Origin of the sequence: Ruminococcus sp. CAG:57 (assembly GCF_000435935.1) — a bacterium.
Taxonomy (GTDB): domain Bacteria; phylum Bacillota; class Clostridia; order Oscillospirales; family Ruminococcaceae; genus Hominimerdicola; species Hominimerdicola aceti.
This window is the reverse complement of record NZ_FR890770.1, coordinates 1-269: the sequence shown is the minus strand read 5'-3', so window position 1 is coordinate 269 and position 269 is coordinate 1. Positions and strand designations below refer to the sequence as shown.

Annotated in this window: 1 protein-coding gene; it reads left to right on the top strand. The window is 42.0% G+C overall.

Annotated features, from left to right (window positions below):
• The first annotated feature begins 49 nt into the window (after positions 1 to 49).
• Positions 50 to 163, top strand: a complete 114-nt coding sequence (locus tag QVO88_RS09280; protein WP_022288207.1) for a DUF3789 domain-containing protein — start codon at positions 50 to 52, stop codon at positions 161 to 163.
• The last annotated feature ends 106 nt before the right edge of the window (positions 164 to 269 follow it).

Sequence of the window (269 nt, the reverse complement as noted above, 5' to 3'; positions counted from 1 at the left end):
ATACAGTCAGTTTCCGTCTTCAAGGGACGCAGCATAAGGAGGTTCAGAAATGGTAGGATTTATTATTGGATTGCTTGCAGGCGGTACAGCGGGAGTATTCACAATGTGTCTCTGTACTGCGGCAAAGCAGGCAGATGAAAATATGTCAAATTCGGACAAGTAATTTTGTCAGGTTTGGTGATACCATTCTGAAAAGATTTGTGGTATTCTTGTTGGTTGAAAGGAGAGTGAGAAAATGCCGACAGTAACGGTGATACAGCCTACAATAT